This window comes from Maribacter sp. HS, assembly GCF_048059195.1.
Taxonomy (GTDB): Bacteria; Bacteroidota; Bacteroidia; order Flavobacteriales; family Flavobacteriaceae; genus Maribacter; species Maribacter dokdonensis.
Genome location: NZ_JAYLVV010000002.1, coordinates 81,365 through 94,811 on the forward strand (window position 1 = coordinate 81,365; position 13,447 = coordinate 94,811).

The 13,447-nt window shown below is 35.6% G+C and carries 13 protein-coding genes; 9 read left to right on the forward strand and 4 right to left on the reverse strand.

Annotated elements, in window-relative coordinates:
- Window positions 1-12 precede the first annotated feature (12 nt).
- From VBZ51_RS00470 to VBZ51_RS00485, 4 genes are read right to left on the reverse strand one after another with little or no spacing between them, the layout of a single operon-like run.
- The gene (locus tag VBZ51_RS00470) at window positions 13-957 is read right to left on the reverse strand and encodes a tRNA dihydrouridine synthase (protein ID WP_416575739.1); all 945 of its coding nucleotides are present in this window, start codon (window positions 955-957) and stop codon (window positions 13-15) included.
- 10 nt (window positions 958-967) lie between these two features.
- The gene (locus tag VBZ51_RS00475; RefSeq protein WP_416575740.1) at window positions 968-2,029 is read right to left on the reverse strand and encodes a flavin monoamine oxidase family protein; all 1,062 of its coding nucleotides are present in this window, start codon (window positions 2,027-2,029) and stop codon (window positions 968-970) included.
- 26 nt (window positions 2,030-2,055) lie between these two features.
- Window positions 2,056-2,571: a DinB family protein gene (locus VBZ51_RS00480; RefSeq protein ID WP_074672827.1), complete on the reverse strand. Its 516-nt coding sequence runs from the start codon at window positions 2,569-2,571 to the stop codon at window positions 2,056-2,058.
- A gap of 25 nt (window positions 2,572-2,596) precedes the next feature.
- Window positions 2,597-3,334: a CDP-alcohol phosphatidyltransferase family protein gene (locus VBZ51_RS00485; RefSeq protein WP_416575741.1), complete on the reverse strand. Its 738-nt coding sequence runs from the start codon at window positions 3,332-3,334 to the stop codon at window positions 2,597-2,599.
- A gap of 396 nt (window positions 3,335-3,730) precedes the next feature.
- Between VBZ51_RS00485 and VBZ51_RS00490 the strand changes: the two genes are divergently transcribed.
- The 9 genes from VBZ51_RS00490 to VBZ51_RS00530 all read left to right on the forward strand — a co-directional run bounded on the left by VBZ51_RS00490 (window position 3,731) and on the right by VBZ51_RS00530 (window position 13,286).
- Window positions 3,731-7,183 carry a pyruvate carboxylase gene (locus tag VBZ51_RS00490; RefSeq protein WP_416575742.1) on the forward strand — a complete coding sequence of 1,151 codons (3,453 nt, stop codon included), beginning with the start codon at window positions 3,731-3,733 and terminating at the stop codon, window positions 7,181-7,183.
- Window positions 7,184-7,351: 168 nt separating this feature from the next.
- A complete protein-coding gene (locus VBZ51_RS00495; protein ID WP_416575743.1) occupies window positions 7,352-8,536 on the forward strand; it encodes a DUF4105 domain-containing protein in 1,185 nt (394 codons plus the stop codon).
- A gap of 17 nt (window positions 8,537-8,553) precedes the next feature.
- The gene (locus VBZ51_RS00500) at window positions 8,554-10,425 is read left to right on the forward strand and encodes an ABC-F family ATP-binding cassette domain-containing protein (protein ID WP_348100551.1); all 1,872 of its coding nucleotides are present in this window, start codon (window positions 8,554-8,556) and stop codon (window positions 10,423-10,425) included.
- Between the two features lie 153 nt (window positions 10,426-10,578).
- The gene (locus tag VBZ51_RS00505) at window positions 10,579-10,839 is read left to right on the forward strand and encodes a hypothetical protein (RefSeq protein WP_058103477.1); all 261 of its coding nucleotides are present in this window, start codon (window positions 10,579-10,581) and stop codon (window positions 10,837-10,839) included.
- 359 nt (window positions 10,840-11,198) lie between these two features.
- Complete coding sequence (locus VBZ51_RS00510) at window positions 11,199-11,459, forward strand: hypothetical protein (protein WP_416575744.1); 261 nt, start codon at window positions 11,199-11,201, stop codon at window positions 11,457-11,459.
- Between the two features lie 329 nt (window positions 11,460-11,788).
- A complete protein-coding gene (locus VBZ51_RS00515) occupies window positions 11,789-12,097 on the forward strand; it encodes a hypothetical protein (protein WP_348360773.1) in 309 nt (102 codons plus the stop codon).
- Window positions 12,098-12,127: 30 nt separating this feature from the next.
- Complete coding sequence (locus tag VBZ51_RS00520) at window positions 12,128-12,274, forward strand: hypothetical protein (RefSeq protein ID WP_167342528.1); 147 nt, start codon at window positions 12,128-12,130, stop codon at window positions 12,272-12,274.
- A gap of 77 nt (window positions 12,275-12,351) precedes the next feature.
- Entirely contained in the window at window positions 12,352-12,927 is a 576-nt protein-coding gene (locus tag VBZ51_RS00525) for a cob(I)yrinic acid a,c-diamide adenosyltransferase (protein WP_416575745.1), read from the forward strand.
- A gap of 134 nt (window positions 12,928-13,061) precedes the next feature.
- Window positions 13,062-13,286, forward strand: a complete 225-nt coding sequence (locus VBZ51_RS00530) for a DUF2795 domain-containing protein (RefSeq protein ID WP_027064442.1) — start codon at window positions 13,062-13,064, stop codon at window positions 13,284-13,286.
- Window positions 13,287-13,447 lie beyond the last annotated feature (161 nt).

The following is a 13,447-nucleotide window of genomic DNA, read 5'->3' on the forward strand; positions in this document are numbered from 1 at the left end:
ATAATGGTTACGCTACTCATTATTCAATATCTCACGCACCGCTTGTTGGTATGCTCTGGGATTGTTAGCTTTTTTTATTTTTTTAAAAGCTTTATGCGGATTAGAAGTAGACAATGCAAAATACTCCCAAAAGCCCCTCATTTTCATTTTTATAGGTGTTGGTCCTGATAACGCCTCATCATATTGCTGATAGATCGTATCGTGAAATTCCGAAAAAATCTTCCAACGGTCTTTTGGGTATTCGGTGGTATTATTCTTGATCATACTAGGTAGAAATGGGTCGGCGATCAGCCCCCTGCCCATCATAAAATGGTCTATGCCAGGAAAGCGCTCTTTCATTTCTTTAAACTTGGCTACAGTGGTAATATCTCCATTATAGTAGAGTTTGTGTTTGGTACCGTCTATACATTTCTGAAAAGCATCTAAATCTACACCGCCTTTATACAGCTGCTTTCCTATACGCGCATGAATGGCAATATTTTTTAACGGATACTTATCTAGAATTGGAAAAACATCTAAAATTTCTTCTGCGTGCTCATAGCCCATTCTCATTTTCATGGAAACCACTACATCTGTTTCTTCATGCGCACGTTTTAAAATATGGTCAATTTTCTCAGGATTACAAATGAGTCCGCTTCCCATACCTTGCTTTGTTACCATTGGGTAAGGGCAACCTAAGTTCCAGTTAAGTTCCTTGTAGCCTAAACTTTGAATATACTTAATGACAAATAAAAACTCATCGGCATCGCCCGTCATAACCTGCGGTATTACCTCTAGAGTAGCGTTATTATCCGGTTGTAAATCTTTCTGATACGAATTTTTGATGACCATTTTACCATTCAGTCTAATGTATGGTGCATAAAAAGTATCTATACCTCCAAAATATTTATGAAACGCATTTCGGAATCTAAAATCGGTAAAGCCTTGTAACGGTGAAGATAGTAAGGTGACTGACATTTATAATTGGCTACTTGTTGTGCAGTTTCTTGAGTTTTGCAACAACAGATTCAGCTGCAAAAATAGCGCCTTCCATGTAACCTGAGTGATGTTTTGAAGTTTCTGCACCAGAAATAAACAATTTATTACCATTTAGAGGTGTAGAAAATACAGTATGACCTCCATTTTGATGCGGAAACAAATTAGCTACCTGCCCGTTAGATTTTGTAAATTCTTCATTATACCAAGCCGTTTCATGATACGCCTCATAGTGTAAAGCATCATCACCGAAAACCATTTTTAATTGCGCTTCAATTTTTTCTATACGTTGTTCTTTAGTAAAACGGGCACAACTACCCGATGCAAAACCAACCAGGGCAAATGAATTGTTTTCTACATTAGACTGATCATAAAACTCCGTTAAAGGACCAACATTACTAAATATAGTGCCCGATTTTCCCTGCGCTCTCCAAAATGGCTTTTTATAGGTCAATGCGACTTTGATGGAATCTTGCATCCATGTATGCGTGTGCTCTGCAATGGTTTGCAACTCATTTGGCAATGACGGAGAAAAATCAATTTGATCAATTAAAACTGCAGGGGGCAATGTTGAAATAACGACATCGGTAACCAACGTATGAGATTTAGTAACCACTTTGACCTTATCTTTCTCAAAAATAACCTTATCTACTTTTTCGTTCAACAAAACCGTTTCTGGCGCAAGTTTAGAGAAAATTGCATCTATTAAATCTACCGTACCATTCTTAAAACGATAACTAGGGCTATCACTAGGGACAGCAATTTCTTGAGGTGGCACATTTGAAAATGTTTGAAAATAAGATATACCGGTCATGAATTGTTCAAAATAGGGAACATTGAACTCTTCTATAACATCCAATAAATGATAATGGCCGTCATTAAACCAAGTGGCACCCATTTCAACTTTGGTTTTATTGGATTCCACGGTATGTATTCTTCCTCCAATACGACTTCTAGCTTCTAATACCTTTACATTAAAACCAAGTTCTTGTAGACGGTATGCTGTTAACAAACCAGATAATCCTGCGCCGATAATTACTATCGTTGTATTCATGCTAATAAAAAATGGAAATTAACAATTTATGAAATATCGGCTTGTAATATGCTTACAGTAACCAATAACTGACCAATATGTCTTTGGCTATGCTCCGCTGCATGAAACAATAAACCTATAACGGTTGTCGGTAATTTTTTTCTACCAACAGTTCTTTCTTCGGTAAGTGAATTTTCTGGAACGGTTTTAAAATACCCAATGGCCTCTTCTACTTTAGCAGAAAATTGCTCTTGCAAATAGATTACCTCTGTATTAAGATTAAAAGTACCTTCTTGTTTCAAAAAAGTAAATTGTTCATCTGATAACGATTCACCTTTAGCGTAGGTCAACATGCGATCTAATACTCCCGTCACATGGTTCATATGAAAACCTACGGAAGCCCTACCTGCCGTTTTAGCCCATAATAATTCTTTAGGGAAATCAGCAGTATACTTTTTTAACTCTCGTTCTGATTGTAAAAGTGCATGTGCGGCAGGCTGTAACAAATCTGGCACACCTTCAATTGGTCCACTTAACCAAAACTCATATTCTTCATTCTCCATAGTTATCTTTCCTAAATGTACAGTATTAAAGTCTCTCTTGTATTACTGAACTTACTACATAGAATAAAATAATTAAAGGGATGGCCATAAATTTCATGGTTACAATAAGCACCAGGCTAATAATTAAAAAGATATAACGCATGGCATTATCCTTAAAACTGGTATTCTTAAATTTTAATGCGAACAAGGGCAAATTGGCATTCAACAAATAGGCGCTTACCAATGTCAAAATTATTAAGAACCATTGATTGAGAATAATACCGTTTAACAATTCATTGTTTTGATACATTAATATAAGCGGTAACGAAAGAATTAACAAAGCATTAGCCGGAGTAGGCAAACCAATAAAGGAAGAGGTCTGGTTTTCATCAATATTGAACTTAGCCAATCTATAACCTGAAGCCATTGTAATTACAAATCCGAAAAAAGGCAATAAATGCTGAAATGTAATGGTACCACTTTCTAGAAAAAAGTGAGAACCATCTCCCCAACCACTTGTCTGCGACATTGCCAACAACTGAAACATTACAATACCCGGTACCAAACCACTTGTGATCATATCGGCCAAAGAATCTAACTGAAGGCCTAATTCACTTTTTACATCAAGGACACGTGCTGCCAATCCGTCAAAAAAATCAAAGAATATACCTAGAGCCACAAAAACTGCGGCAATTTCCAATTTATTCAAAACGGCAAAAACCGATGCCACACAACCGCAGAAAACGTTTAAAAGAGTAATAAAATTTGGAATATGTCTTTTCATAATATTTCGCCTAAGGTCAAAAAAGGGGCAAGATAGGTATGCCCCTTTAACAATATTTGCTCTAAAATAATATAATTAAATGGTGGTAAAGATTTTCAACATAAAAATACTATAGCAACAACAGTATTCTGTGTTTTCACTAAACCTAAAACCAGTTCAAATCAACACTTAAATAACTGTTTTACTTTTATTTACACCCACCCCATCAGAATAAAAACTAACTTTCACTATAACATATCACAAAATAATAGGGATATGAAAAATATTATGCACGCATAGTATTGTTTAGTTAAGATATTAAGTTTAAATTATGACCAATGTAACAATAATCAACAAAAAATAGATTTTTATAACAAGAATACATCATAACACTAACCATAAAAATATTGTCAAAAAATGAAAATTAAAAAGGTTTTAGTAGCTAACCGAAGTGAGATAGCCATACGTGTATTACGTGCCTGTACCGAGCTGAACATTAAAACGGTTGCCATTTACACTTATGAAGACCGCTATTCTCAACACCGCAACAAAGCCGATGAATCTTACCAGATCGGTGAGGACAATCAGCCATTAAAACCTTATTTGGATATTCCGCAGATCATAGCATTGGCAAAGGCTAAAAATGTAGATGCCATACACCCAGGCTACGGATTCCTTTCTGAAAACTCTGAATTTGCAAGACAATGTGCTGCCAATGACATCATCTTTATAGGTCCTGACCCAAAAGTGATGGATGCTTTGGGAGATAAGATTACCGCCAAGAAAGTTGCCGTAAAATGTAACGTTCCTATCATTGAGAGTAATAAAAAGAAATTGACTTCTTTAAAAATTGCTTTGTCAGAAGCCGCTACAATTGGCTACCCTGTTATGCTTAAGGCCGCATCTGGTGGTGGCGGTCGTGGTATGCGCATTATTAGAAAAGATGAAGATCTAGAAATGAATTTTGATTCTGCTAGAAATGAAGCTCTCAATGCATTTGGAGACGACACCATGTTTCTTGAGAAATATGTGGAAGACCCTAAACATATAGAGGTACAGATTGTAGCAGATAACCATGGAAATATTCGCCACTTGCACGAACGCGATTGTTCCGTTCAACGACGTCACCAAAAAGGGGTAGAGATCGCACCTTCCCATAACGTTAGCGAAGAAGTAAAACAAAACCTTTATAAATATGCCGTTGACATTGCCAAAGAAGTTAACTATAACAATATTGGAACCGTAGAGTTTTTGGTAGATCCCAATGACAATATCTATTTTATTGAGGTAAACCCAAGAATTCAGGTAGAACATACGGTTACAGAAATGGTAACCGGTATAGATTTGGTAAAAACACAAATTTTCGTTGCCGGCAATTATAAATTAGATAGTCAGCAAATCAAAATATACGGTCAAGAAACCATTGCCACTTATGGCTTTGCCTTACAGTGTAGATTGACCACCGAAGATCCGGGCAACAATTTTACCCCGGATTATGGTACGGTAACCACGTACCGTAGTGCCTCTGGTATGGGAATTCGTTTAGATGCCGGTAGTATTTACCAAGGATATCAAGTGAGTCCGTTTTTTGATTCCATGCTGGTGAAAGTTTCCTCGCACGGCAGAACACTTGACGGTGCTACCCGTAAAATGGTTCGTGCGTTAAAAGAATTTAGAATTAGAGGCGTAGAGACCAACATACATTTCCTTCAGAATGTAATACAGCATCCTACCTTCAAAGAAGGTAAGGTAACCGTTAATTTTATACAGAACACTCCTGCCCTATTTGATATTAAACTACCACAGGATAGAACCTCAAAGGTGGTGAACTTTTTGGCGGAAGTTATTGTGAACGGTAATTCTGATGTAAAGTATATTGATGAGAACAAGGTCTTTAGAAATGCAAAGGTTCCAAAATTCAATCCGTTAGAAGCGCATCCAAAGGGAACAAAAGATATGCTGACCGAAATGGGTCCCGAAAAATTTTGTGCTTGGTTAATGGATGAAAAGAAAATTCATTATACGGATACCACTATGCGCGATGCGCATCAATCACTATTGGCAACAAGAATGCGTACCTATGACATGTTGCGCGTTGCAGAGAGTTATGCCAAAAACCACCCAAACACCTTTAGTATGGAAGTTTGGGGCGGGGCAACTTTTGATGTAAGTATGCGATTTTTACATGAGAGTCCGTGGACACGATTAAGAGAGCTACGCAAAGCGATACCCAATATTTTATTTCAAATGCTTCTTAGAGGATCAAACGGAGTAGGTTATAAAGCATACCCAGATAATTTAATAGAAAAATTCGTAGAGAAATCTTGGGAAAATGGAGTTGATATTTTCCGAATTTTCGATTCGCTCAATTGGGTCAAGGCCATGGAGCCAAGTATTAATTATGTTCGTAATAAAACCGGTGGTATTGCCGAGGCCGCATTGAGTTATACGGGTGATATTTTAGATGTCAACGAAACCAAGTACAACCTAAAATATTACACACAGTTGGCAAAAGACCTGGAAAATGCCGGTGCGCATATGATCGCCATCAAGGATATGGCAGGTCTTTTAAAACCCTATGCCGCTACAGAATTGGTAACCGCGTTAAAAGACACTGTAAACGTGCCAATTCATTTACATACGCACGATACTTCTTCATTACAGACAACAACGTACTTAAAAGCAATTGAGGCAGGTGTAAATGTTGTGGATGTTGCCTTGGGCGGCTTATCTGGATTGACATCACAGCCCAACTTTAATTCGGTAGTTGAAATGATGAAGGGTCAACCAAGGGCTCATGAATTCGATATGCCGAAGCTGAACCAGTTTTCTAACTATTGGGAAGATACAAGAGAGTTGTATTACCCGTTTGAATCTGGACTAAAATCTGGTACTGCAGAAGTATACGGTCATGAAATTCCAGGGGGTCAATACTCAAATTTACGTCCGCAAGCAACAGCATTAGGATTAGGTGACAGATTTGATGAAGTAAAGAAAATGTATGCTGATGTCAATAAACTTTTTGGAAACCTGATCAAAGTAACACCTAGCTCAAAAGTTGTGGGTGACATGGCCATTTTTATGGTAACCAATGAGCTTACTACTGAAGATGTAATGACGCGGGGCGAAGAAATATCTTTCCCAGATTCTGTTATCAGTTTCTTTATGGGAGATCTGGGTCAGCCCGTTGGCGGATTCCCTAAAAAGCTTCAAAAGATTATTCTGAAAAACAAAAAGCCATACACGAACAGACCAAATGCCCATTTGGCGCCAACGGATTTTGATAAAGAATTCAAAGCCTTTAAGAAGAAGTTTCAAAAAGGTTTTACAAGAGCCATAGAAATGGAGGATTTTCTATCGTACACCCTATATCCAAAAGTGTTTAAAAAAGCACATGAGAACTACAAGCTGTATGGCAACCTAGCATTGGTACCTACAAAGCATTTCTTCTATGGTATGAAATTGCGTGAAGAAACATTGATAGAATTAGAGCCGGGCAAAACTGTAATTATTAGATTATTATCTGTAGGTATACCAAACGAGTTAGGTATGAGAACCGTATTCTTTCAAGTAAACGGTGAAAATAGGTTCGTAGATGTTTTAGACACCTCTTTAAATCTTAAAATTGAAGAAAACGAAAAGATAGATCCGGCAAACGATGACCAAATTGGTGCACCGTTACAAGGCTCTTTGTACAAAGTATTGGTTAAAAAAGGTCAAGAAGTAAAAGAGAACGATCCCTTGTTTGTTATTGAAGCCATGAAAATGGAAACTACGGTTACCGCATTTAAATCTGGCAAAGTACAATCAGTAAGCTTAAAAGAAGGCAGTATGGTGAAGCAAGATGATCTGGTCGTTACCATTTCTTAATCGCCAACTGAGTATAATTAAAGTTAAAGCCACCCCATTGAGGTGGCTTTTATGCATTACAATCTTAAAACCTGTATACAGATAATTTTACAAAAAATTATAAAAAAGCAATATCTGCGAAGTCTGTTATTATTCGCATCTTTGTAAACGCTATGTACCAATAGGGTTATGTTCAAAAAAATCGTTTTATTTCTCTTTTTATATATTGTTGCTTTTTGGGGTCAAGCTCAATATGCCCAGTTATCGCCTTTATCTAAAATTAGCCTATTAACAGTGGGCACGGGTGAAGATTTAGCTGCTAAATTTGGACATAGTGCCATTCGTTTACAAGATCCTACTTTGGGTATAGATGAAGTATATGGTTACGGCACCTATGATTTTGAGGATCCAAATTTCTACTTAAATTTCACTCGCGGTAAATTATCCTATACCATTTCACGAATACCGTTTAAGTATTTTAAATACAGCTATCAACAAGAAAAACGTTGGGTTAAGGAGCAAGTATTAGATGTTGACCTTGAACAAAGAAACGCTATTGTATCCTTCTTGGAACATAACTTGCTACCACAAAACAAAAAATACAAATATGACTTTTTGTTTGACAACTGTGCCACTAGAATACCAATGGTGTTTGAAAAAACTTTGGGCAACACATTTAAATTTGATTACAATCACCTAAAAGAACAACTAACATTTAGGGAACTGATACGTTTAAAATTGAATCCTAATTCGTGGTCAAATTTTGGTATTGACCTAGCTTTAGGTTCTGTAATTGACAGAGCAGCGACACCTTACGAGCATTTATTTCTACCCATATATGTGTATGAGCAAATGAAGCATACTACCTTAAACGGTAAACCTATAGTTAAAAAAGAATCAATACTACTAGACATACCAGAGCAAGAAGATAAATCGCTATTCATTGCAACCCCTTTATTTTGGCTTTGCGTTCTTTTGGTAATCGTAGGTTATTTTACGTACCGTGATTATAAAAACCAACGCCGAAATAGATGGTTGGACTTTACATTATTTACAATTACAGGTTTAGCGGGCGTACTTATACTGCTCCTTTGGTTTGCTACAGACCACTTGGCTACCAAAGCAAATTTTAATTCACTTTGGGCATTTGCCCCTAACCTTTTTATCGCATTTATTCTCTTAAGGAAAACAGTTCCCAAGTGGGTACTTACCTACTCCGTTTTCTTGACAATACTTTTAGGCATTACCAGTATTTTATGGTTATTTAAAATTCAGGTATTCTCTATACTATTAATAATAGTTTTATTGACATTGGCAATTCGCTATCTATATTTGATCTATTATTTTAAGACCAAGCAATTACGCAAAAAATAAAATTCAGTTACCCTTATATGAATCTACTTACCGTTGAAAATATTTCAAAATCCTATGGCGAATTGGTGCTTTTTGACAATCTCTCATTTGGGATCAACAAAGACCAAAAAATAGCCCTAATCGCTAAAAACGGTACAGGAAAAACATCTATACTTAATATTCTTTCAGGAGCGGACACTCCAGATAGTGGTCAAGTGAACTATCGTAAATCTACCCGTGTATCTTTTCTTGCGCAGGAACCCAATATGGACCCGAACTTGACCATTGAGGAAACCATTTTTGCTTCTGACAACGAAGTTCTTGAAGTCATTAAAAATTATGAAAAGGCGCTTCAAAACCCAGAAGATGCAGATGCATACCAAAAAGCATTTGAAGCAATGGACCGTTTTGAAGCTTGGGATTTTGAAACTCAGTATAAGCAGATTCTATCAAAACTGAAGTTAGATGACCTAAGTGCCAAGGTCGATAAATTATCGGGTGGACAAAAAAAACGATTGGCTTTGGCCAACGCCTTGATCAACAAGCCAGATCTTTTGGTTTTGGATGAACCTACCAACCACCTAGATCTAGAAATGATCGAGTGGTTAGAAGAGTTTTTTGCCAAAGAAAACATGACTTTGTTCATGGTAACACACGACAGGTACTTTTTAGAACGTGTTTGCAATGAAATCATAGAGCTCGAAAATGGAAAGTTATATCCCTACAAAGGAAACTATTCCTATTACTTAGAGAAAAAAGAGGCCCGTATAGAGCAAGAAGCGGTAGAGCATCACAAAACAGAACTCCTTTTTAAAAAGGAACTTGCATGGATGCGTAGACAACCTAAAGCACGTACAACAAAATCGAAATCCAGAATAGATGATTTTGCTGTAATTAAAGATAAAGCAAGTCAAAGAAGAAAAGACCATCAAATTCAATTAGAACTGAACATGGAGCGTATGGGAAGTAAAATTCTTGAACTTCATAAAATCTCTAAATCTTTTCCTAACAAACCTATTTTAGATAAGTTTGAATATGTTTTCCAAAAGGGAGAGCGTATTGGTATTATAGGTAAAAATGGTACTGGCAAATCTACCTTTTTAAATATTCTAAGTGGGCGCGATCAACCAGACAGCGGTAAAGTAGTAGTAGGTGACACTATAAAGTTTGGCTACTACACCCAAAAAGGAATAAAAATAAAAGAAGGCCAAAAGGTTATAGACGTCATTCGTGAATTTGGTGACTACATACCTTTAATGAAGGGAAAACAAATTTCCGCGCAGCAGTTATTGGAACGCTTTCTGTTCGACAGGAAAAAGCAATATGATTTTGTAGATAAACTAAGTGGTGGCGAACGTAAGCGCTTGTACTTATGTACCATATTGATACAAAACCCTAATTTTCTAATTTTAGATGAGCCAACCAACGATTTGGATATTGTTACCTTGAACGTACTGGAAAGTTTCTTAATGGATTTTCAAGGCTGTTTAATGGTAGTATCTCACGATCGTTACTTTATGGATAAGATCGTAGATCATTTATTTGTATTTAGGGGCGATGCTGTCATAGAGGATTTCCCTGGTAACTATTCTGACTATCGTACATACGAAGACAGTCAAATACAAGAAAAAAGAGAGCAGAAAGAATCACAGCCTACCAATAAGACCAATTGGAAAGAAGCCGATACAGGTACAAAAATCTCATATGCTGAACAGCAAGAATTTAAAAAGCTAGAAAGAGAGATTCAGAAATTGGAAAAATCTAAAGTAGCGCTTCAAGAAAAATTCACCGATGGATCATTGAGTGGTGATGACATTAAGAACTTATCTATTGAGTTGAACGACATTACCGATGCCATAGACAGTAAGACCGAAAGATGGTTTGAGCTTTCTGCACTAATGGAAGGCTAACCTTTATTTTAGCAATAAAACTCACATTTATTTTATTGATTAAAATAATAGACGAATGGTTTTTACCATTCGTCTATAGTTAAATGTCGCCCGACTATGAGCGGCAAAATATGTTTGTGCTTGCCTGTACTTTAGCAGTGTAAAACAAATATTATGAAATCAATTATTCTTTTAACCGCTCTTTTTTTCACATGTTTCTTCGCTCAGGCTCAAGCTAACAATGAGAATGTTTCTTTGGAAATTGAAACTGCACAAGTAGAGATGGTTCAAACAATTGAAATCAATGATATTACCGTACCAACTATTGAAACTGAAAACACGATTGAAGTTGCAAGATTGTACAAGAACAAAAACAACAGAGTAATTAAGGCTTTGAAATTCACTACTAAATTGAACAGAGCTAAACTTTCTTAATACATCATTTAATTTCCTTTTCGCCCCAATCTTATACCTACCTCTTTTCTTACCAAAACCTACTTTTTAAATACGAACTCAAGTTCAAGTCTCAAAATCAAACTCAAACTCAAATAAACATTCAACTGTATATTATACCTTCTATCAATAACTAGCTTTTTTAAAAACTAAAGCTATCAACACCTATACCTACGGTTATTGAGGATATTACAACACCTGATTTCCAATTGAATTTTCATCTTGTCCAAAAATAATAAACGAAGCCAATTTACCATTCATCTATAGTTAAATGGTAACCGACGACGAGCGGCAAAATATGTTTGGGCTTGCCTGTACTTTAGCAGTGTAAAACAAATATTATGAAATCAAATATTCTTTTAACCGCTCTTTTTTTCACATGTTTCTTCGCTCAGGCTCAAGCTAACAATGAGAATGTTTCTTTGGAGATTGAAACTGCACGAGTAGAGATGGTTCAAACAATTGAAATTAATGATATTACCGTACCAACTATTGAAACTGAAAACACGATAGAAGTTGCAAGATTGTACAAGAACAAAAACAACAGAGTAATCAAGGCTTTGAAATTCACTACTAAATTGAACAGAGCTAAACTTTCTTAATACATCATTAATTTTCCTTTTCGCCACGATCTTACACCTACCCCATTTCTTACCAAACCTACTTTCAACACATATTATTCTTACCGTATAAATTATAAGTTGCATCACTATTCTTACTTTTGGCAAAATTGAAAAAGTAATACGTGTACCGCTTAATTTCTTATTTAAAGTTTCTTTGTTCTGCTACCAATCAGCATGGTGTGCATTCTCCCTTTGTATATAATTATGTCACCAAATGTCTGTACAAGAAAACTAAAATCAAACTTCCCATTACACTAAAAGTATTAATCAAAAGTGTTCACTATTTTGATTATAGAACTATTCATTTATTGAACACCAGTAAATCATCCGAAGAAAAAATAATTTCGAATTGTCCAAATATATCTATTGTTGATAGCAATGCAGCTGTTGTCTTTGGCGATATAACCGATATAAATAAGCCCAATTTTAAAGTGAATGACCTTTCTAATGATACCATGCTACTTTTAGACGGAATTCATAAAAACCCACAAAATTTAAAAAAGTGGAAACAACTCAAAGAAATGGAGCATGTTCGCGTTACACTAGACCTCTTTTATTGTGGCATTGTTTTCTTTAGAAAGGAACAAGTAAAGGAACATTTTAAAATACGGATTTAAACAAGTAATTTTAAACTAAAGTAAATTTCAATGCAAAGTAATACCATATATATAGTTTTAGGAGTTGTATTTGCTATTTATATAGCCATACGTATAACTAACAAAGGCAAATCTAGCGCCCGTAAGTCAAGAAAATTTATGGGAGATTATGAGCGTAAAACCAAAAAAGAAGAATAGCTAACTAATCTTAAACCCTTTGCTTGATCTTAGCTTACAAATTAACTCATCTATACCCTAATTCCATAAACTACAAAATGAAAGTATATACTAAAACAGGTGATGACGGTACTACGGGTCTTTTTGGTGGCACTCGTGTACCAAAGCACCACATTAGAATTGACAGTTATGGTACGGTAGATGAACTAAACTCATGGCTTGGACTCATTAGAGATCAACAAATAGATGAAGTTCACCAGCAGCAACTAATAGCCATACAAGAACATTTATTCACCGTAGGTGCCATTTTGGCCACTGACCCAGAAAAAGAATTGCTTAAAAACGGAGAAGAAAGATTAAAAATCACCAAAGTTGGGCACACTGAAATCAATTATTTAGAACAAGCTATTGATGAAATGGATGGGCAACTTCCACAAATGACACATTTTATTCTTCCTGGTGGCCATACAACAGTGTCATACTGTCATATAGCAAGAACCGTTTGTAGAAGAGCTGAAAGAATAGCTACATTATTATTTCAAACAGAACCATTTGATATCAATGTGCTATCATTTTTAAATAGACTTTCTGATTATCTATTTTTATTGGCACGAAAATTGTCGTATAATCTACAAGCGAATGAAATAAAATGGATCCCAAATAAAAAGGACTAATAATTCCGTAATTTATTCGTTATCAATAAACAAATGCGAAAAAAATATTGCGATTACTTGAAATTTACACGTAATTTCTTTGCTGTCTCAATTTAAAAATTACTTTTGCAAAAAATTAAAATCAAACAATTACTATGTATTGGACATTAGAATTAGCATCTTATTTAAGTGATGCACCTTGGCCGGCAAGTAAAGATGAGTTAATAGATTACTCCATCAGAACTGGAGCCCCATTAGAAGTCGTAGAAAATTTACAGTCTATGGAAGAAGAAGGTGGCGAGATATACGAATCTATAGAAGAAATTTGGCCGGACTATCCTACGGAAGAAGACTACCTCTGGAACGAGGACGAATATTAATATTCGATATCATAATTACTACTAAAAAGTCTCCTTGGAGGCTTTTTTTTTATGTAATTTTGACATGTTTTTAGGTAAATCCGTTCAAAAATCAAGACTGGAATACCTTTTGTTCTTTTATAGTGTCGAAAATATTTATCGGCTCTAAAACATTTTGAAAT